At 66.8% G+C, this 19,383-nt stretch carries 16 protein-coding genes and 1 pseudogene; 9 read left to right on the top strand and 8 right to left on the bottom strand.

The window, feature by feature from the left end; translation table 11 throughout:
- Window positions 1–2 precede the first annotated feature (2 nt).
- From ABIE67_RS50300 to ABIE67_RS50270, 7 genes and pseudogenes are all read left to right on the top strand, one after another.
- Entirely contained in the window at window positions 3–836 is an 834-nt protein-coding gene (locus ABIE67_RS50300) for an alpha/beta fold hydrolase (protein WP_370271169.1), read from the top strand.
- Window positions 833–2,044: a glycosyltransferase gene (locus ABIE67_RS50295; RefSeq protein WP_370271168.1), complete on the top strand. Its 1,212-nt coding sequence runs from the start codon at window positions 833–835 to the stop codon at window positions 2,042–2,044. The genes ABIE67_RS50300 and ABIE67_RS50295 overlap by 4 nt, the downstream gene beginning before the upstream one ends.
- A 185-nt stretch (window positions 2,045–2,229) precedes the next feature.
- Window positions 2,230–3,033, top strand: coding sequence for a ferric reductase-like transmembrane domain-containing protein (locus tag ABIE67_RS50290; protein WP_370271167.1), 804 nt, complete (start codon window positions 2,230–2,232; stop codon window positions 3,031–3,033).
- 104 nt (window positions 3,034–3,137) lie between these two features.
- Window positions 3,138–4,439 (top strand): transposase, encoded by a 1,302-nt coding sequence (locus tag ABIE67_RS50285; protein WP_370251558.1) that lies wholly within the window; start codon window positions 3,138–3,140, stop codon window positions 4,437–4,439.
- Window positions 4,440–4,483: 44 nt separating this feature from the next.
- Window positions 4,484–4,972, top strand: a complete 489-nt coding sequence (locus ABIE67_RS50280; RefSeq protein WP_370271166.1) for a hypothetical protein — start codon at window positions 4,484–4,486, stop codon at window positions 4,970–4,972.
- Window positions 4,973–5,011: 39 nt separating this feature from the next.
- Window positions 5,012–5,209 (top strand): hypothetical protein, encoded by a 198-nt coding sequence (locus ABIE67_RS50275; RefSeq protein WP_370271165.1) that lies wholly within the window; start codon window positions 5,012–5,014, stop codon window positions 5,207–5,209.
- Window positions 5,210–5,829: 620 nt separating this feature from the next.
- A pseudogene (locus ABIE67_RS50270) lies at window positions 5,830–6,635 on the top strand (transposase family protein).
- A 168-nt stretch (window positions 6,636–6,803) separates the two neighbouring features.
- Here the strand turns inward: ABIE67_RS50270 and ABIE67_RS50265 are convergent.
- Complete coding sequence (locus ABIE67_RS50265; RefSeq protein WP_370271164.1) at window positions 6,804–7,073, bottom strand: hypothetical protein; 270 nt, start codon at window positions 7,071–7,073, stop codon at window positions 6,804–6,806.
- A gap of 954 nt (window positions 7,074–8,027) precedes the next feature.
- Between ABIE67_RS50265 and ABIE67_RS50260 the strand changes: the two genes are divergently transcribed.
- The gene (locus tag ABIE67_RS50260; protein WP_370271163.1) at window positions 8,028–9,665 is read left to right on the top strand and encodes a hypothetical protein; all 1,638 of its coding nucleotides are present in this window, start codon (window positions 8,028–8,030) and stop codon (window positions 9,663–9,665) included.
- Window positions 9,666–10,621: 956 nt separating this feature from the next.
- On the opposite strand, the gene ABIE67_RS50255 is transcribed toward ABIE67_RS50260, so the two are convergent.
- The gene (locus ABIE67_RS50255; protein ID WP_370252164.1) at window positions 10,622–11,542 is read right to left on the bottom strand and encodes an IS3 family transposase; all 921 of its coding nucleotides are present in this window, start codon (window positions 11,540–11,542) and stop codon (window positions 10,622–10,624) included.
- Window positions 11,530–11,859: a transposase gene (locus ABIE67_RS50250; RefSeq protein ID WP_370252162.1), complete on the bottom strand. Its 330-nt coding sequence runs from the start codon at window positions 11,857–11,859 to the stop codon at window positions 11,530–11,532. The genes ABIE67_RS50255 and ABIE67_RS50250 overlap by 13 nt, the downstream gene beginning before the upstream one ends.
- Here ABIE67_RS50250 and ABIE67_RS50245 point away from each other — a divergent pair.
- The gene (locus ABIE67_RS50245; RefSeq protein WP_370271162.1) at window positions 11,845–12,069 is read left to right on the top strand and encodes a hypothetical protein; all 225 of its coding nucleotides are present in this window, start codon (window positions 11,845–11,847) and stop codon (window positions 12,067–12,069) included. The two genes, ABIE67_RS50250 and ABIE67_RS50245, sit on opposite strands and share 15 nt — an antisense overlap.
- Before the next feature lie 30 nt (window positions 12,070–12,099).
- Here the strand turns inward: ABIE67_RS50245 and ABIE67_RS50240 are convergent, their stop codons facing one another.
- From ABIE67_RS50240 to ABIE67_RS50220, 5 genes are all read right to left on the bottom strand, one after another.
- The gene (locus ABIE67_RS50240) at window positions 12,100–13,110 is read right to left on the bottom strand and encodes a DUF4231 domain-containing protein (protein WP_370271161.1); all 1,011 of its coding nucleotides are present in this window, start codon (window positions 13,108–13,110) and stop codon (window positions 12,100–12,102) included.
- 339 nt (window positions 13,111–13,449) lie between these two features.
- Window positions 13,450–13,749: a hypothetical protein gene (locus ABIE67_RS50235; protein WP_370271160.1), complete on the bottom strand. Its 300-nt coding sequence runs from the start codon at window positions 13,747–13,749 to the stop codon at window positions 13,450–13,452.
- A gap of 68 nt (window positions 13,750–13,817) precedes the next feature.
- Window positions 13,818–14,666: a glycosyltransferase family 2 protein gene (locus ABIE67_RS50230; RefSeq protein ID WP_370271159.1), complete on the bottom strand. Its 849-nt coding sequence runs from the start codon at window positions 14,664–14,666 to the stop codon at window positions 13,818–13,820.
- A 64-nt stretch (window positions 14,667–14,730) separates the two neighbouring features.
- Entirely contained in the window at window positions 14,731–17,022 is a 2,292-nt protein-coding gene (locus ABIE67_RS50225) for a LamG-like jellyroll fold domain-containing protein (RefSeq protein ID WP_370271158.1), read from the bottom strand.
- 32 nt (window positions 17,023–17,054) lie between these two features.
- Complete coding sequence (locus ABIE67_RS50220; RefSeq protein WP_370271157.1) at window positions 17,055–19,343, bottom strand: LamG-like jellyroll fold domain-containing protein; 2,289 nt, start codon at window positions 19,341–19,343, stop codon at window positions 17,055–17,057.
- Window positions 19,344–19,383 lie beyond the last annotated feature (40 nt).

Here is a 19,383-nt window from a genome sequence, read left to right as displayed (position 1 = left end):
GCATGGCGATGATCGACGTCGGTGACATCCGGCTGCACGTACAGAGGGTGCCCCCCAAGGGGCGCCGGCCGGCCGTCGCCACCGCCGTACTCGTCCACGGCATGCTCACCGACAGTCTGGCCAGCTACTACTTCACCCTGGCGCCGTCGTTCGCGCAGGCCGGCATCGACGTCGTGATGTACGACCTGCGAGGCCACGGCCGCAGCGAACGCCCGGACAGCGGATACACCCTCGACTACAACCTCAACGACCTGGACACCCTGCTCGAACGGCTGGATGTGACCGGCCCGGTCCACCTCGTCGGCAACTCCTACGGTGGCACGGTGGCGTTCAGCTATGCCGTACGCCGTCCGGAACGCGTGGCGAGCCTCTCCGTCATCGAGTCCAGTCCGGCGACCCCTGAGTGGGCGGCCAACTTGGGCGTGGGCATGCGCCAGTGGGCGGCCAGGATGGAGAAGGAAGAAGCCGCCGTACTGGCCTGGATCACCGCGAATCGCGGCCACCACAAGGCCCGCCAGGCCAAGCGCGCGGCCCGGCTGGTACAGGCCACGACCATCGTCCGTGACATTCCGGCCAGCCGGGTGCTGACCGAGGACCAGATTCGGTCGGTGCGCTGCCCCGCGCTCTTCATCTACGGCGGCGAATCGAGCCTGGTCGAACAGTCACCGTGGCTGAAGTCCCTGCTGCCGGACTACCGGAGCGTCGTGGTACCGGGGCATGAGCACTCCGTGCTGATCGAGGCTCCCCAAGCGGTGGGGGCCCACATTCTCTCCCTGATCCATGAGGTGGCCGAGGCGGGAACTCCGGGCACGGCAGCGGGGACGGATGCCCCATGAGCAGATTCCTGTTCGTCGTACCGCCCCTGGTCGGCCACATCAACCCGACCGTGGGGGTGGCGGCCGAACTCACCGCGCGCGGGCATCAGGTGGCCTGGGCGTCCGCCGGTCACGGGCTCGTGCGGCGGCTCGCGGGGGACGAGGCGCTGGAGTACGCGTGCACGGGGCCGTTGCTGGGCTCGGGTGACGCGGTGCGGCCTCCCGATCTCCGGGGTCCCGATGCGCTGAAGTTCCTGTGGGAGGACTTTCTGATACCTCTCGCCGAGGCGATGGCTCCCGGGGTGAGGGCGGCCGTCCGGGATTTCCGCCCGGATGTGATCGTCGCCGACCAGCAGGCCGTGGCCGGCGGACTGGTTGCGGAGCAGCTGGGCGTGCCGTGGGCCACGTCGTCGACCACCACGGCCGAGTTCGCGTTCGACGACGCCCTGGCGGGCATGCCCAAGATCGCGGCATGGATCGACGCGCTCCTGAAGGACCTGCGTGTCCGCATGGGGGCCACGTCCGGTACCGCCGACCCGCGGTTCTCCCCCCACCTGGTGCTCACGTACAGCACCCCGGAACTCATCGGCCCCGGCGCCAGGATGGACGGCCGGATCCGTTACGTGGGTCCCTCGATCGCGGCCCGCCCCGCCGCACCTGGCTTCCCCTGGGACTGGCTCGACGCCCGCGCCACCGTGCTGGTCACTCTGGGCACCGCCAACACCGACGTCGGGGCCCGTTTTCTCGGCGAGTGCCTGAGCGCACTGCGCCACCGCGCGGAGGGGTTGCAGGCGGTGATCGTCGATCCGGGGAACGCGTTGGGCGGCATGGCCCCGGACGACAAGGACGTGCTCGTCCTTCCCTCCGTCCCCCAACTCGCTCTGCTTGAACGGGTCGACGCCGTCGTCTGCCATGCCGGGCACAACACCGTGTGCGAGGCCCTCTGGCACGGCGTTCCGCTCGTGGTGGCCCCCATCCGCGACGATCAGCCGGTGGTGGCCGGTCAGGTGACCGGTGCGGGAGCGGGCATCAGGGTCAGGTTCGGGCGGGCCACCGCCGCCAGACTGGGTGCGGCGATCGACGCCGTGCTCCACGAGCCCGGCTACCGTGCCGCGGCCGACCGGATCCGTACGGCGTTCCGCGCCGCGGGCGGCGCCCGTGCGGCCGCGTCCCACCTCGGACAACTGGCTGCCGCCGGGACCTTGGCGAAGGCGCCATGGGTTTCCTGAGCCAGCCTCTGTGCTTCCGGGGATGTCTTGGTGACCTTCTGCCGGGCGATGAAAGCTCTCACGACCGTGGCGACGCACGCCTCCCGCACGCGCACACCCGCGATGCGGCGCCACCCAGCGTTTCACCGCCGACGCTGCGCACCGGGATCATCGCCGGGGCCTGCGCCGTCACGGTCCTGTGGGCGGTGCAGGTGGAGACGTCCGTCCGGCTGGACGCACTGTTCGCCACCTGTGCGCACTTCAGCGGACTGCTTTCCGGGTACGGCGTACTGGTCATGCTGCTGCTCATGGCGCGGGTGCCGGCCATCGAGCACGGTGTCGGCGCCGACCGGCTCGCCCGGTGGCACGCCCTCGGCGGGCGCTACGTCTTGTCGCTGTGTCTCGGGCACGCTCTGCTGGCCCTGTGCGGCTATACCGCGCACACCGGCACTGACGTCCACACTGCCTGCGTCCACCTCTTGGCCTACCCCGCGGTCGCGGCGGCCGCCGCCGGGACGGCGCTGCTACTGCTGGTGGGCGTGGCATCCGCACGCCGCATACGGCACCGCGTGGGTCACGACGCCTGGCGGGGGACGCACCTCTTCGCCTACCTCGGTGCGGCCCTTGCCTTCGCCCACCAGCTGGCTGGCCCGGACATCGCGAGCAGCGCGCTCACGGTCTGGCTGTGGGCGATGATGTACGCGGCTGTCGCCGTCCTGCTCACTTGGTACCGGGTCGTCGTGCCGGTACGGCAGGCGCTGCGGCACAGCCTGCGCGTGGTCGACGTCCGAGCCGAGGCTCCCGGCGTGGTCTCCATTGTCATGCGGGGCGCCGACCTGGATCTGCTCCGGGCCGAGGCCGGTCAGTTCTTCCGCTGGCGGTTCCTGGCCCCGGGGCTGTGGCGGACCGCGCTTCCCTTCTCCCTGTCCGCACCCGTACGGGACGACACCTTGCTCGACTTTGCGGAGAATCGTGATCTTGAACAGATAGTGGCTTCCCTGTTCGGGTGAGCCCGCTGAGTGGCTTGCGGAACGTCAGGCTGAACGTGAAGAACCATCAGCGGTGTTGATCCAACCGCCTCGAAGCGAGGAAGTTGCCGCTGATGGTTCCGGGGATGACGTTACCGGCGTCGTTGCTGCTTGTTCTGCAGGTCACTCGTCCGTGTTTCACGAAGCATTCGTTCGAGACGTTCTGCCATCTGGTGGCCGGGATGGCCGCGCAGACGGGGCGGCGTACGGTCACCGGGATGCTGACGGGGGCGGGACTGTCGCGGCTGTGGCCGCACCGCAGGGCCCACGCCTTCTTCTCTGAGGCCTCGTGGGATCCCGACCAGCTCGGCCTGCGCCTGGCCCGAGCCGTGGTCGAAGCCCTGCTCCCAGCGGACGCGCCGATCCTGGCTGTCGTCGACGACACCCTGCTGCACCGGGTCGGCAGGAAGGTCTTCGGGGCGCTGTGGGCGCATGACGGCTCCGGGCGGGGCAAGGACAAGCTCGGGTTCGGCAACACCTGGGTCATCTGCGCGGTCGTGGTCCGCCTGCCCTTCCTCGCCAAGCCGGTCGCTGTGCCGGTGGCCGCCCGGCTGTGGCGGGGCAAGGCCACCGCCTCCCGCACCGACCTGGCCCTGGAGATGGTCCACGACCTGGCCGCGCTCTTCCCCGGCCGCACTCTCCACGTCACCGGCGACGCTGCCTACCACTCCGGCAAGGTCGCCGACCTGCCCCCGTCGGTCACCTTCACCACCCGACTCCCGCGCAACGCCGCCCTGTCCGCGCCGACCCCGCCCAAGACCAACAAGCGGGGACGGCCCCGCAAGAAGGGCAGGGCGCTGGGCTCACTGACCGCGATTGCCCAGACGGCGACATGGCGCCTTGCCGTCGTGGAGCGTTACGGGCGCATGGAGTTCGTGTGGATCACCGAGAGGGAATGCCTGTGGTACGGAGCCTTCAAGGACCTCCCGGTCCGCCTCGTCCTGATCCGCGACCTGAACTCGACCCGCCCGTACGACCTCGCTCTGATCAGCACCGACCTGGTCAGTCCCGCCGACGACCTCATTGAACGGTACGGCACGCGCTGGCCGATCGAATCGATCTTCGAGCACATGCGCCAGGATCTCGGCGTCGGCCAGGCCCGCAACCGCACCCGGCGCGCGGTGGAGCGCACCGTCCCCTTCGGCCTGGCCGTCTACACCATCGTCGTCCTCTGGTACGCCGCCCACGGGCACCACCCCGCCGACATCGCCGACCGGCGCGCACGACAGCCCTGGTACGCGACGAAGGCGACCCCGGCGTTCAGCGACATGGTGATCAAGCTTCGCCGGACGATCATCGCCGCCCGCCATATTCACAACCCTGCAGGTCAACCCGGTCCCGATGAAATCGCCGCGGTCATCCGCGCCTGGGAAGCAGCCGCGGCGTAGAGCCCGCCACCCCAAGATCACCATTCGCTACAAACACGAGCACCTTGCGCATCACGGTAAAAGCGCTCGGCGACCACACGCGGCGGATCCAGCGGCTGCGGCCCGGCCCGAGGGTGCTGGCCACCGGGCCGTTCGGCGCGATGACCGCGCACCGCCGCACCCAGCGCAAGGCGCTGCTGCTCGCCGGCGGCGTCGGCATCACGCCCATGCGGGCACTGTTCGAGAGCCTGCCCGGCGGTCCGGGTGACATCACCCTCCTCTACCGCGCCTCCCACGCCGGCCAGCTGGTGCTGCGCGAGGAACTGGAGCGGATCGCCGCCAGTCGGCAGGCGGGACTGCATTACCTCCTCGGCCCGGGCGACGGCCCCTTCGACCCACTCGCGCCTCAGGCGCTGCGCGACCTGGTCCCCGATATCGCCGAACACGACGTGTACTTGTGCGGGCCGCCAGGGATGGCGCAGGCGGCGACAGCCGCGCTGATCCGCTCAGGTGTGCCGGAGTCCCGCATCCACACCGAGCGGTTCACGTTCTAGGAACGCGGACAGACGCGGACAGCACACCGGAGGTGGACCATGGCCAGACATCGCAAGTCCAGAAGGACCGCGCCCTCCCTCGACGGACGGCGCCGTTTGGTCGCGAGCGGCCTGTTCGGCGCCAGTGCCCTTGCCGCCACGGCTCTGACCTTGATGGTGGCGCCCAAGGCCCCTCCGGCCCCGGACCGCGCCCCGCCGGACACCATGACCGTCCCGGATGCCCAGGCCGCGCCCTGAGCTTGGTTCATCACCTCACATGCGCACCGGCGGAAGCGACAAGGACGGGCGGTGCGCCGTAACCGAGGACAAGGCCGGCGGCGTCGGTGCCTCAGGTGACAGGCCCAGCGACCCACGCCCCTTCCTTCGTCCGGAATACGGCTTACCAACATTGCCCCGCGGCCACGGGACAAACGAGACGTGACAATGACATGGAGCAAGAGGGCCACGACGGGGATGCTGCTCACCACGGTGTCGCCGGCCGGTGCCGGCAGCGCGCGGGCAGACGTGCACGCGGCGGGGACTGACAGCTGGTACCGCATCGAGAACGCCGCATCCCACCTCTACCTCAGTGCCCTGGACAGAAACGGGGCCCTCAGAGCACAGCAGCCGAACCGTACCGGAGGCCAGGACTTCCGGCCGACGCGTGCGACGAGGTGGCCGCGCTACTGCGGGCCCCACTCACCGAACCGCCCGGCCCGGAGCTGCCGCGTTGGGCACGCCGGCAGCAGCCGAAGAACCGGCGGAAGAAGCGGCGGTGAGCGGGGCCGCTTTCGTCACTGAGCCTCTTTCATCCTGTGGTTCAGGAGTGAAAAGGGCTGGTCAGGAGCGGTGACGCGGCGAAGCCCCTCGTCGTTGGTGTGGTGATCTCACTCAACACGCCGACGGCCGGGGGGCTTCGTTGGTTCCGTATCCTTCCACGCTCGACGTCCCGCACGAGCTCGTTGAGCATGTCTCGTGGCTCATCTACGCCCGAAGGCGTGAACTGAACTCGCCCTGGCGGAAGTTGGGCTGCTTCAAGCAGGCTCTCCTTGCACTGGCTCATCTGCGGAAGAATGAGACGTTCGCGCAGGTGGCCGCCGCGTTCGAAGTCTCAGAAGCGACCGCGTGGCGGTACGTCGACGAGACCATCGAGGTTCTGGCCGCGTGGGCCCCAGGTCTGCACGAGGCCCTGGTGGGCCTGGGCGAGGGCGACTTCGTCGTCGTGGACGGCACGTTGATCCCGACAGACCGCATCGCGGCGGACGAGCCGTACTACTCCCAAAAGCACAAGAAGCATGGCATGAACGTGCAGGTCATCGCCCATCCGGACGGCACGCCCCTGTGGTTCTCGCGGGCCACACCGGGGCGGACGCACGACCTGACCGCCGCGAGAGCCCACGGAATCGTCCAGGCATGTCTGACCCGGCAGATCCTCATCCTGGCCGACCGGGCTTATCAGGGCGCCGGCGCCACGGTGCGCACCCCCTACTACCACCACCGCGAACAACCAGAGCACTACCAGCAGTACAACCGCGACCACACCCGCCTCCGCGCTCCCGGCGAACGCGCCTTCGCCCGCCTCAAGCAGTGGCGCATCTTCCGCAAGGCCCGATGCTCAACGAACCGCATCGGCCGGACCGTCGCCGCAGTGCACACCCTGCTGACCTGCGACTATTCAGGATGAAAGAGGCTCACTGACGCATCCTGGGTCATTCGTAATGCATAAGGTGTGATCGGAACGATCACGCCCGTCAGGGCGGCGGTTGTGCATCCCCGGCCTCACCGAGGACGGGGGTGTGCAGCCATGCGGAAGTTCGGCGGACGTGACATCTCTTGCAACTCGGAGCCCGGGTCACTCCTGGGTGGTCCTGCCGTCCTCCTGCTGGTACTGCGCGAGGGTCTTCTGCAGGCAGGCCGCGAGGTCCTGGAGGTGGGGGGCAGCGCGCGCTCCATCGGCGTCTCGCCGCGCTCGGCGGATGCGGGCCTCTTCCTCGTCGAGCTGCTTGTCGAGCGACTTGGGGTGCGGGTCGAACCGCACGAGCAGCCACGCGGATGCGCGCCAGTCGGCCGCCAGCGGATGCGCTTCTCGCTGCGGTGTTCGCCGGTGACGGGGTCGGTCCACGTCCGGTGAGTCTCGGAAACGACCGCGCCGCGGGCTGCCTCCTCGATGTGGCCGTGTGCGCGGACCACCGCGGCGGCGCGGGCCCGGGTCACCCTCGCGTAGAGGGAGGCGTACGGGTTGGGGGAGTCGCCGTCCAGGAGGCCGCCGTGCTCGCTCTCGACAGCGTCCTCTCCGAGTGCCATCCAGCGCAGGAACGTGGACCTTCCGATCCCGGCCGCGTCGGCGGCCTGCTTCACCGGGAGGCCGGCGGCCGTGGCCCGGGTCAGCAAATCCATCCTCGCCGGGGTGAGCAGGGTCGGGCGGCCCTTCCGGCGAGGCTTCCGGCGGGCGGGCTGAGTGATGTTCGTGTAGTCATGGGCGCGGACCGTACGCACGGCGGTCGCTACCGTCGCGGGCTTCCCGGGACTTCTCGGACCGTCCCTACGCGCGCGGGATACCGGATCACGCGCTTGCGTCTCGGCCTGTGTCCATGCACACGTGTGCACGGGCACGCGTGGCCTCCTCACTTCGGTCCCGCTTGGCGCAACGCTCGGGCTCCGAGGTGGAAACCAACCGCACCGTCTCAGTGATTCGCGCCACATGCTTCGGCAGGCGAAGGATGGCCGCGTCACCGTTCATGTGCCGTGCCGGGCGCGCAGGCCTCGTTTTTGACAAGAGGCGTATAAATTTCCCGCCGCCCGCCTTTTCTCGTTCTGGGATTCTTGATGTGACCGGGAACACGCCGGTTTCTGCATAACGAAGCGAATTGCCAAGTCACTGGACTTTCGCACCCGCTAGATGTTCCCCTGTGTCGACAAGCAGGTGTTACCCGGGGTATCCAGCCTCCGGTCAGTCACTGATGCACTGTCATGAAATATCGCGAGGATGCACCGTCGCATACGACCGAGGCAGAGTTGTTACTTCACTTGAACTCGGCGGTCGCCTGAATAATCCAAACACAGGAGGGTGAGATAGTTGGCACGGCACAAGAAGGCACGTAACACGCTGACCGCTAAGCAGAGGCGAGCAGTCAGGGCGGGCATCCTGGCCGCTCCCATTTCTGCAGGCTTCATGCTGACCACTGCAGCAAATGCATCGGCTGATGAATCCCTACCACCGGCCCAGTCGGGTCCTACATTTGAGGATCGCCAGAAGCACTTCGGCGATCAGAATTTCTGGACGAATCCTCTCTGGTGGCACCAAATAAACGATCCGTCGCTCAGCTCCTTTACGCAGCAGAGCAAGCTCAACAACCCGACCGGCCAGGACAAACCGTCACTGATCAAGGACGGCGTAGACTGGTCGAATGACGGCTGCACCGCAGGTGGACAGGCTGCCAATCGGGCGTGTGTTCGCCATGACGCCAACACTCGCACCCTTCAGCACTATCCGGGCTACTGGAATGAATTCAATTACCGGCATGCCACCCAGGATCAGTTTGATAGGGATCTCGACCAGGAGGTGAAGGACGAAAACATCGGAGGGCCCAGAAAGCAGGTTTACCTGGCTGGCACCTATGCCGCGTCAGACATCCCTGGTATTTTCCCGGACTGGCACGGCGGCAAGCAGGAATATATCAGGCTGACGCCATTCGATGGAGAAATAAATCAAGGCAAAATAGCCCTGGCGATGAATGCGCTGGGTCAGCAGCACCCGGATTGGACCACCGAACAGAAGCGAAGTTACGTTCAGGATCTGGCGACGAAAATGTCTGCCGGTTCAACCGATCCAAACGCTTGGCAGGATTTTGTATTACCTGCCGCCCAAAGCATCCTACAGTATGACAAGGACAACCACGGATCAACATATCAGGTGGAGTCTTTCCTGAAGGAGCATGGGGTGCAGGATGGCGAGAGACTCAAAACACTCATTGGCGAGGCCAAAACCGACAGGGTGTCAGCATCGCAGGTTTACAACGGAATTCTGCAGGAGGCGAATAACCACCAGGCTGACCCGGCTCCGACCGCCGCAGCACAGAACGACCAGACCGTGAAACAGACCATCGGCCAGGTGGCACAGACCCTCAACCAGCCCCAGGCCTGGGCCCAAGCGAATAACCACCAGGCTGACCCGGCTCCGACCGCCGCAGCACAGAACGACCAGACCGTGAAACAGACCATCGGCCAGGTGGCACAGACCCTCAACCAGCCCCAGGCCTGGGCCCAAGCGAATAACCACCAGGCTGACCCGGCTCCGACCGCCGCAGCACAGAACGACCAGACCGTGAAACAGACCATCGGCCAGGTGGCACAGACCCTCAACCAGCCCCAGGCCTGGGCCCAAGCGAATAACCACCAGGCTGACCCGGCTCCGACCGCCGCAGCACAGAACGACCAGACCGTGAACCAGACCATCGGCCAGGTGGCACAGACCCTCAACCAGCCCCAGGCCTGGGCCCAAGCGAATAACCACCAGGCTGACCCGGCTCCGACCGCCGCAGCACAGAACGACCAGACCGTGAAACAGACCATCGGCCAGGTGGCACAGACCCTCAACCAGCCCCAGGCCTGGGCCCAGCCCCAGGACCAGCCAGCCCCCGCCCCGGCAGGCTTCAACAACGGCGAGTCCAGCGGCTTCGGCACCACCAGCGGTGGTCCCGTCACCGGCATGTGAGGTGATCGCCGCTATAAATTTCCGAGCCCTTGTGGGGCGTCGAGCGACGCCCCACAAGGGCTGTCTTGAGACGGTGTCATACTCATCACAGGCCTTCGCGGGACTTCTCGGACCATCGCTACGCTCGCGGGATACCGGATCACCGCGCTTGCGTCTCGGCCCTCCGTGGTGCGGTAGGAGCCGACAGCGAGTTATTGCTCATTCGAACAATAGCCGCCGCCGCGTGCCCGGCCGCGCCGGTTGTCGGGGCGCCCGGGCACGGGCAGGGGCAGGCCTCTCCGGGGCGGTAACGGCCGGGAGCAAGGGTAGTGGTCACTGGGGTCAGTAACCGGGCTCAGGAACCGTGGACGAACGCCCAGCGCCGGTGCACGGCGGCAGTGCATGCACTCGCCGTAGACGGAGTAGTCGGCCCATCCTCGGTGCGGCAGCGCGACACCGGGGCAGTTGACGCCGCGCGAGCACGACATGCTGCCGTCGCGGTGGTCCAACTGGATGCCCGAACACTCGCCGGCGACGTGCCGACGGATCGGTTGCTGGCGTACCTTGCGACGTCCCATGGGGGTCTCCTTCGCGAGCGGACTGTCCCATGTGAAACCACAACGACCGGCAGCAAGGTAGTGGTCACTGATATCAGTAACCGTCCGCCGCGCGGTCAGCTCGCCTGCCGGAAGCCGGCGAGGGCAGCGTCGATGTCGGCCTGCCGGGAGGCACGGGCGGCACGGTGTGCGGCGAGAATTTCCGCACGCCCCTCTGGCCCGGCAGTCACGGCTACCAGCTTGAGAGCAGGCTCTACCCGGGGTCTTGCATCACGGCGGCGGACAGCGAGCGCGACGTACGCCTGGAAGACTGCCGTCCCAACGACACCGTACAGCTGTGGAACTACCACCTGAGCAGCGACGGGTCCAGCATCGCCAATGTCAGACTCCCTGTCAATCCCCTCGTTGTGTGGAGAGTTTCTAGGCGGCCAGCTCCAGGGCGGAGCCGGTCCGATGCATATGTTCGTAGTCGATCGGGCTGTGGTACTCGCATACGCTGTGTAGTCGGCGGGTGTTGTAGAAGCCGGTGATCCACGTGGCGATCTTCAGCCGGGCCTCGGTACGGGTGTCGAAGGTGTGCCGGTAGATGTATTCGACCTTGAGGACGCTGTTGAATGCCTCGCTGACGGCGTTGTCGAAACATGAGCCGACGCGTCCCATGGACTGGGTCACGCCGAGACGGCGGCAGACCCGCTTGAACCGGCGGGAGACGTACTCGCTGCCCCTGTCGCTGTGAAAGATCACGCCTTTCACGTCGCCTCCGCGGGTGGCTGCGGCCATGTGCAGTGAGGCCACGACGAGTTCGGCATCGTGGCGAGCGCCCATCGCGTAACCGAGCAGGCGGCGTGAGAACAGGTCGATCACCGTGGCCAGGTAGAGCTTGCCCTCACCCGTGACGATCTCGGTCATGTCGCCGCACCAGACTTGGTCCGGGGCATCCGCGCTGAAGTCGCGGCGCACGAAGTCCGGCGCCGCGGCCCGCCTACCGGGGCGGGTGAGCCCGCGACGCCAGCGTACCTTCCGTCCGGCCAGGCCCAGCTCGGCCATGGTCTTCGCAACGGTGTTCACCGAGACGCGCCATCCCTGCCTGACGAGCGTGATCCACACCTTCGGGGAGCCGTAGGTGCCGCCCGAGGCGTCGAAGACGCGCCGGACGGCCTCGGCCAGCTGTCCGCGCCGCACTTCGCGGGCGGTGACAGGCCTGTCCTTCCACTTGTAGAACCACGACTCGCTCACGCCCAGCACCCGGCAGGACGTGGTGTGCGGAATGTTCTTCTCGGCCTTGCAGTCGCTGATCACCCCGGCCAGCCGGGCCGGGTCCGCGGCAGCTACTTCACCCACAAGGCCATGCACTGTTTGAAGACGTCACGTTCCATCTCCAGCTCGCGGATGCGCTTGTTCTTCTCGTTCATCTCCCGGCGCAGCCGCTCCAGCTCAGCGCGTTCACCCTCCCGCAGCCGGCCGCCCGAGGCGGCGGGCGCGGGCCGGTCGGAGGAGGCCGAGCCGTTCCTCCTCCAGCGTGAGACCCAGCTGTGCAGCGTCCCCGGATGCACTCCGAGATCCTCGGCGACCTCCGGGATCGGCTTGCCCGTCTCGATCACGATGCGTACAGCACCTTCACGGAACTCGGCGTCGTACTTCTGTTGCTTGGACCCCATGAACCTCAACTTCCCCTGGTATCACGGACTCCACGCTATGAGGGGAACCTCAACCGGAGCATCAGCAGCCTCCGCGCCGCCATTGAGCGAGCGATCGCACACCTGAAGGACTGGAAGATCCTCGCGACCCGCTACCGCGGCCCCCTGGCCAAGTTCCCCCTCGTCGCCAAAACCGTCACCGCCCTCACCTTCTACAAAAAGGGCTGGTGAAACCCCGTGAATAGGCCTCATGGTGCCCAGTCACCTCTGCCCGTTCCCGGACTGTGTCTCCTTGCCGGGCCAGGACGTATACGCGGGAGTGGAACGAACCACGGTCACCGCCCCGGTCTGGGAACCTCGCGAGAACGAGGAGCCCCGGTGTTCCAACTGAATCTCCCGCTTTCGCTGCTCCTCCTTGATTCTTTCCACAAAGCGCGCGAAGCGTCGGAGTCGCTCCTTCTCGGCCTCATCGGGCGCGAGTGACGAATCGACGGTCTCATATTCGTCGAGATGGAACTGTACGGCGATGTAGTGCTTCTCCAGTTCGTCTGTGGCGGTCTGGAGGTTGAACCCTCGTTCGCGGAACTTGAAGTATCCGGACAGGCCAGCGGCGACACCGACGGCTGCCGTCAGGATGGTGGCCGCTAGATTCAGAGGGCTGATCCTGTCGTCCAGGGCAATAAGGGTGGACGCAATAATCGATCCCGCGATGACAAGGACCTGAAGCGCATTGTTGACGCGCCGGTTGGTGGACGCGCGCTTGCGGTAGGACTCCATCAACTCCAGCGTGGACTCCCGGTAGAACCGCAGAGCCGTCTCGGAGTACAGCGGGAGCGCGGCTGCGGCATTTTGTTTCTCGGAGAGTGCCTGGTGAAGCTCAGAAGTCAGGTCAACGACCTTGTTGCGGTCATTCACCAGCATACTGACCGCGGCCGCCGAGGCGGCCAGCATGATGACGATACCGGCCCAACGGGTGAATTCTGGCTGCGCGGTCCAGAGCCTTACGACCGCTGTGTAACCGAGTACGCAGACCAGTGTCAGCGGACAGAGAAGAGCCAAGTAGTGCATCCGCTGGCGGAACTGCTCCGCCTTTAACGCCTGCGCAGTGCGATCGAACTCCCTGCTCTTTTCTCGGTAAGCCTGTTCCAGCGCAGTGATTTCCACTTCGGTTGAGCGCCGCACGGGATCCGTCCAGGTTGATTCAAAGCCCAGTGGATCAAGTGAAGTTGCTGGGCGTGACGAACAATGTCCGGGGACCACTACGAAATACATCGAAGTTCCTGTTGCGGCGACCCGACCGGTCACCACAGCGAACCCAAGTCCCCATGCGCGGGGAGTCTGCCACCGGTGGACTCGTCAAGTCACCTTCGCCCGTGGGAGGTTCCGTGTTCGGCATCGACTCAGCGGCTGGTCACAGGGCATTTCGAATCAAACCGGTTACCAGAGAAGATGTCACCCATCCGGAGGAATGGTCCCGCACTCACCGTCCCGGGGCGATCTCTCCGTTCGTCCTATAAGCCCAGCGCTTGGAATCCATCCGGGATTTAAAGTGGGTTACCGCGCGGGGAAGTTGCGAAGGTTTTTCAGGAATTCCAGCACGCCGTGGACAAGTCAGCTAGTCAAACTTTCGGGCTCTACTGGCCCCACACCGGACAGTCTGAGAAGCTCCTGCCCGGCCCACACAAGTCCGTTCGCGAGCAGGGCCGTCTCCATGCCGCCGCCGGCTTTGATGACCAGACGGTCTTTGCGTCCCGCCTCATCGCTTATATCCATCATTGCAAGGTTGGTCAGCACGATCTCGGCCCAGCCGCCGCCCCCTGGGCCTTCTCCCTCGGCACCGTTGATGGACACCTCAACTCCCAGCGTGGCACCGACGTTGAAGACAGCACTTGAGCATTGCAACTCGTCCATTACTCCAATATACGTACCAATCAGCAGATTGGGCTCGCGAGGCCGGAGCACCGCAGGAGGGGCCTTGGTCAGGCGGGCCGACGGGCCTGCCGCGCCTTGAGTTCTCGCGTCTTGAGCCCGATCTGCCAGCGGTAGAAGCTCATGGCCAGGGCGTAGTCCAGGCCGGCCAGGCCATCCAGGAAGCCGCGCTTGTAGAGGTAGGCGTAGGCGAAGGATGTGAGCGGCTTGAGCGGCGCCTTGTGGAACAGCTGCCCCTGGCGGGTCTTGGCCTTCCGGATGGACTCCTTCACCCGCGGATGGACCTCCAGCCACGCTTCCCAGTCCGAATACCGGTTGTGCCGGTCGAACCACGTACGCAAGGGGTCCAGGTCCTCGTGCTCGATCGGCGACTTCAGCCGCCGCACCGCCGACGCCCCGCCCTCGGCCACCGGCTGATAGTGCCCCTCCTGCTCGCCCATGCCCGGCGCGTCCAGATCGTCCAGCACCGGGAAATGGCATCGCGTACGGTCCAGCAGGGCCCGCTTGACGATGGTGTAGCCGTAGCGCAGACGCCGGCCGGCGAACCAGTAGCCCAGCGGGATGTCGAACGCTGCGGCTTTCAGTGGCTGGGAAAAGACGTACCGCAGCTCGGCCAGCAGCTCGGGGCTCATCCGCTCGTCGCCGTCGAGAAACAGCATCCAGGGCGTCCCGGGCCGTACATGGTCCAGGCACCACTGCTTCTTCTTGGGATACCTGCCGTCCCACTCATAAGGGACGACCTCAGCTCCCAGCGATCTCGCGATCTCGCAGGTGTCGTCGGTGCTGTGCGAGTCGACGACCACCACCGCCTCGACATGACCGATCACGGACCGGATGGCCGCGGCGATGTTCTCGGCCTCGTTCTTGGTCGGGATCGCCACGACGACAGGAAGTTTCATCGCCCCACGCTTCCTTTCCGCGCGACTCGGCAGCGAGTGATGCCCGGGCGAGTCTTGATCGTCATCAGGGTGCTCCCTGCATGCCGAGCTGGTAGTGCCGTGCCACCTGCTCCCGGGACAGCACACCCGGGTAGACGGCGGCCTCGTCGATCTGGCCGTTGAACAACTCGCTCGCCGGGTTGCCCGGAGCGAGCTGCCAGCCGGCCAGCCCGCCCTTCTCTCCCCCGCCCACGTGCCAGTAGCCGGTGTAGTCGGCGCTGGTGGTCACCTGCGGGTTTCCGGCCCGCAGGGCTCCGTCCACATAGAGGTGCATCCCGCCGGGTCCTTGAGTGGCGACGACGTGATGCCACTTGCCGTCGTTGAAGCCCGGATCGCTGCTGACAGTCTGGATACCACCCGCATAGGACCCGAAGACCAGACGACCACCGTTGGCCATGAAGATGTGCTTGTCGTAGTGACGGCTCCCCGCCATCCAGGTGCGGCTGTCGAAACCGATGATCTTCCCGCCGGTCGCCGAGGTCGTCTTGAACCATGCCTCGACCGAGTACGCCGCCGGCCGGGAACTGGGGCGGTCGGTGTAGGTGTACTCGTTGTCGCCGAGATAGCCGACGGCGGCACTCGACTCCGGGACTGCGCCCGGGGACAGCCCGCGGGCAGGTCCGCCGCGGTGGATTCCGCCGTGGCCACCGCTGGAGGAATCGGCGGCGAACGTGCCGGCCGTCTCCTCGAACCGCCAGTAGAGGTCAGCCCCGTCGGCGACGACCTGCTGCGCGTATGGATCCGGCGTCGCAGCCACCGTGACCTTGGCGGACGCCGACTTGGCGCTGGTGTTGGTGCCGTCGCTGGCGGTGATCCGGTAGGTGTACGTAGCACCGGGAGTGACGTCGGTGTCGGTGAACGTCAGCTGCGGGCGCTGCCACAACAGCGACGAGCCGGAGACCGTATGGACCGGCTTGTCCGAGCCGTTGCGGTAGACGCGGTAGGTCAGATCACGGTCGTCCAGGTCGAGGCTGGACTGCCAGCGCACATCGACCTCGCCCGGCCGCGTGCTGGACACGCTCGTCTGCGGCACCGACGGCGCACCCGTATCCGGATGGTTCGCGAACCTGGTGAGACCCTGCTGCGGCTTGCCCTGCACCGTGGTGAACTCGCCGCCCACCCACAGGTAGTCGGTGTCGTCCTTCGACGCGGTCGTCATCACCCGCGGCCCGATCAGCTCACCGAGGCCGTCATTGGTGTCGGGGAACCAGCCCAGCAGCGACGGGCCGTCCACCGACTGAGCGAGCAGATGCTGACGTTCCCACAGTTCGGGGAGCTCGCCCATGGAGCTGCAGTCGTGAGTGTGCGAGGCGGAGTAGAGGACACCCTTGTATGCCTCGACCGCCTGCGTCGCGCCATAGCATTTGTCCCGCCAGCGCTCATTGAAGCCGTTGAGATCGAAGGCCATGCGGCCGTCGTACGAGGTGGGGCCGTTGCCGGGAGGGCTGCCCGCTGGGCGGGAGAAGTTCTCGTTGGCGGTGTAGAAGCCGGTGGCGTCGACGTCGATGTCCTTCACCCGCATGTTGCTCGCGAGCCAGCCCGCCGGATAGTTCTTGGTCAGACCGCCGTTGTCACTGTTCACGACGGCGAGTGCCAGCGAATCGGCGCCGTTGAGGTGCATGAAGTCCCCGCCGAGGATCACGTTTCCACCATCCGGTGTCACCTCGACCGCCCGGCCCACCTCATCGGCGTCCGCCGTCCACGGGCGCGCGGCGCCCGCCGCGCTGACGGACGCGAAGTGCCGCTTGGGCTGACCGGCCACACTCGTGAAGTCGCCGCCGAGGTAGACGCTGTCATCGGTGGCGGCCAGCGCCCGCACGGTGGCGTTCACCGATGGCTTGAAGCTCGCCTTCGGCGTGCACGTCTTGATGTCGATGGCGGCCACATTGCTCACCTTGACGCCATTGACCGCCCCGAAGCGGCCCCCCGCATACAGCGTCTTACCGTCCGGCGACACCGTGAGCGCCCGTACCGTCGCCAGCCCGGAACTCACCGTGAAGGACAGCTGGCAGGACGTCGGCTTCCCTGACGCCGCGTCCAACGCCGCGAAATTCACCGCCGACCGCTCATCCGTGCCCGCCGGCGTCCCCGGTGGCCTGATCGCGGAGAAGGTACCCCCCGCGAACACCACCCCATCGGCCTGCGCCATCGCCCACACGATGCCATTGGTCTGCCAGGTCGGCAGCTCATCCGCCGTCATCGCCACCGGCTCAGTGAGAGCGCCAGCCGGCCCCGCCGCCATCACCCCGGCGCCCACCAACGACGGCACGACCAGCGCCAGCGCAGCCGCGCCGACCGCCATCGAACGTGACCACATGTGCCCTCCGGTCCTTTCCTGTCTCTCTGTCATCAAGGTGACGTCCGAGTGCCGAGCGCGTGATGTTGCGCCACCTGAGCGGGAGACAAGACCCTGGGGTAGACGGCGGTTTCGTCCAGCTGACCTTTGAAGAACCAGCTCGACGGGTTGTGGGGGCCGATCATCCAGGTGGCCAGCCCCCTCACATCGCCCCCACCGGTGTGCCAGTAGCCGGTGTAGTCGGCGCTCCTGGTCACTCGTGGATCACGTGCCTGAAGTACGCCGTCCACATACAGCCGCATTCCGGTGCCGGGGCTCTGAGTGGCGACGACGTGGTGCCACTTGCCGTCGTTGTAGGGCCTGCTGCTGTGGATGGTCCGGGCGGCACCGTTGTACACGCCGAACCAGAGGCGCCCGCCGTTGCCCATGTAGATCTGCTTGTCGCCGCGGCCCAGCACTCCGGTGCGCGTTCCGTCGCGCTCGCCGAAGCCGACGAGTTTGCCGCCGGTTCTCGAGGTGGTCCTGACCCACGTCTCGATCGAGTACGCAGTCGGCCGGCCACTGGAGCGGTCGCTGTAGGTGTACTCGCGAACGCTGCTTCCCGCCCAGCCCGGCGTCCATCGGCCGAGGTAGTCGATGGCGGCGTTCGAGCCGGGCACCGCGCCGGGGGTCACCACCCTGATCGGACTTTCGCGGTGGACACCGTTGTTGTTGGTGCCGGAGGAATCGGCGGCGAAGGTGCCGTCGGGCTCCTCGAACCGCCAGTACAGGTTGGCCCCGTCCGCGACGACCCGATTCGCATACGCGTTCGCTGTCACGGCGGCGGTGACCTTGACCGTCTTGGACCGGTCACTGGTGTTGGTGCCGTCGCTCGCCGTGACCTGGTAGGTGTGGCTGGAGCCGGCGGTGATGTCGGTGTCGGTGAAGGTCAGCTGCGGGCGCTTCCACAGCAGCGACGAGCCGGTGACGGTGTGGATGGGTGTGCTGGAGCCGTCGCGGTAGACCCGGTAGGTCAGCCGGCTGTCATCGAGGTCGAGACTGGACCGCCAGCGCACATCGATCTTGCCGGGTGTGGTGCTGGACGCGGTGACCCGCGGCACCGAGGGGGCGCCTGTGTCCGGGTGGCCGGCGAACCGGGTCAGGGACTGCTGAGGCTCATCGCCGACGCGGGTGAACTCGCCGCCGACCCACATGTAGTCGGTCCCGCTCTTGGCGGCGGTGGTGATCACTCGCGGGCCGATCTGCTCACCGATCCCGTCATTGGTGTCAGGGAACCACCCCAGCAGAGCCGGACCGTGCACCGACTGGGCCAGCAGATGCTGGCGTTCCCCGCTCGGAAAGGCGCTCATGGTCAAGCAATCGTGAGCGTGCGAGCCGGAATACACCACGCCCTTGTAGACCTCGACCGCCTGCGTCGCGCCCAGGCAGGTGTCGCGCCAGCGTTGGTTGAAGTCGGAGAGGTTGAAGGCGATCCGGCCCTCGACGGGGTTGCCCTCCTGGGCCGTGTAGAAGCCGGTGGCATCGGTGACGATGTCCTTCACCACCGTGCGGGCAGGAAGAAAGCCCAATGGATAGCCCTTGGTCAGGGCACCGCTCGTACTGTCGACCACGGCCAGGGCGTGCGAGTTGGCGCCACGAACGGTGAAGAAGTCACCACCGAGGATGACGTTCTTCCCGTCCGGCGTCGCCTCGACGGCCCGGCCCGGCTTGTCCGCGTCCGCCGTCCACGAACGCAAGGCACCCGAACTGGTCACCGACGCGAAATAACGGCGCGCCTTGCCCTCGACCGTCGTGAAGTCGCCGCCGAGATAAACATCGTCACCGGTAACCGCCAGCGCCCGCACCGTGGCACTCACCGACGGCTTGAAGTCCGACCTCGGAGTGCAGGAGGCGATATCGATCGCCGCCACATTGCTCACCTTGACGCCGTTGACCGTCCCGAAGCGGCCGCCCGCGTACAGCGTCTTACCGTCCGGCGACACCTTCAGCGCCCGCACCGTCGCCAACCCGTCCCCCACAGTGAACGACAGCTCACACGACGTCGGCTCCCCCGTCGCCGCATCCAGCGCCACAAAGTTCACCGCCGGCTTCTCGTCCGTGCTCAGTGCCGCACCAGGCGGCCTCACGCTCGAAAACGTGCCGCCCGCGAACACCACCCCGTCCGCCTGGGCCATCGCCCAGACGATGCCGTTGGTCTGCCAGGTCGGCAGCTCATCCGCCGTCATCGCCACCGGCTCAGTGAGGGCGGCAGCCGGCTCCGCCGTCATCACCCCGGCGCCGACCGATGACACCGCCGCCAACAACAGTGCGAGCGCGCCACCCGCCAACGAGCGTAAACGCATTTGGCCCCTGGCCCTTTCTGTCTCACTCCTGTTAGGGAGA

Source organism: Streptomyces sp. V4I8 (genome assembly GCF_041261225.1).
Taxonomy (GTDB): domain Bacteria; phylum Actinomycetota; class Actinomycetes; order Streptomycetales; family Streptomycetaceae; genus Streptomyces.
The sequence above is the reverse complement of the archived record's forward strand: the minus strand, read 5'-3'. Positions and strand labels throughout refer to the sequence as shown.

Bases quoted from the DNA above. Each gene is read 5' to 3' on its own strand.
- ABIE67_RS50300 (WP_370271169.1), top strand. From the start codon at position 3: ATGGCGATGATCGACGTCGGTGACATCCGGCTGCACGTACAGAGGGTG.
- ABIE67_RS50295 (WP_370271168.1), top strand. From the start codon at position 833: ATGAGCAGATTCCTGTTCGTCGTACCGCCCCTGGTCGGCCACATCAAC.
- ABIE67_RS50285 (WP_370251558.1), top strand. From the start codon at position 3,138: ATGACGTTACCGGCGTCGTTGCTGCTTGTTCTGCAGGTCACTCGTCCG.
- ABIE67_RS50275 (WP_370271165.1), top strand. From the start codon at position 5,012: ATGGCCAGACATCGCAAGTCCAGAAGGACCGCGCCCTCCCTCGACGGA.
- ABIE67_RS50250 (WP_370252162.1), bottom strand. From the start codon at position 11,859: ATGGGGTCCAAGCAACAGAAGTACGACGCCGAGTTCCGTGAAGGTGCT.
- ABIE67_RS50240 (WP_370271161.1), bottom strand. From the start codon at position 13,110: ATGTATTTCGTAGTGGTCCCCGGACATTGTTCGTCACGCCCAGCAACT.
- ABIE67_RS50235 (WP_370271160.1), bottom strand. From the start codon at position 13,749: ATGGACGAGTTGCAATGCTCAAGTGCTGTCTTCAACGTCGGTGCCACG.
- ABIE67_RS50230 (WP_370271159.1), bottom strand. From the start codon at position 14,666: ATGAAACTTCCTGTCGTCGTGGCGATCCCGACCAAGAACGAGGCCGAG.
- ABIE67_RS50225 (WP_370271158.1), bottom strand. From the start codon at position 17,022: ATGTGGTCACGTTCGATGGCGGTCGGCGCGGCTGCGCTGGCGCTGGTC.
- ABIE67_RS50220 (WP_370271157.1), bottom strand. From the start codon at position 19,343: ATGCGTTTACGCTCGTTGGCGGGTGGCGCGCTCGCACTGTTGTTGGCG.